The organism is Photobacterium sp. R1 (assembly GCF_054600795.1).
In genome coordinates, this window is sequence record NZ_BAAHZP010000650.1 from 1 (window position 1) to 262 (window position 262).

The 262-nt window shown below is 48.1% G+C and carries 1 protein-coding gene; it reads right to left on the minus strand.

From position 1 onward, the window contains the following. On the minus strand, positions 1-262 hold a 262-nt coding region (locus tag ACYP03_RS26665), incomplete at both ends, for a PhoH family protein (RefSeq protein WP_459782760.1).

Here is a 262-nt window from a genome sequence, read left to right on the forward strand (position 1 = left end):
CCCCGTACCGGCAGGACCAATACCAAAAGTGATGTCATGACCGACCATATTGGCAATGTACTGTGCCTGGTTCGGTGTCCGCGGCTTGATGACGCCTTTTTTGGTCTTGATGTGAATTTCTTTGCCGTAAGGGATACTTGAACTCACATCCTGCTCCAGCACACCTGATTCTTTAATCGCCAGGTGAATGTGCTCAGGCTCAATATCCGGAATTACATTGCGTACCGGTGTGGTGTCAACATACAGGTTCTTAAGGATATTG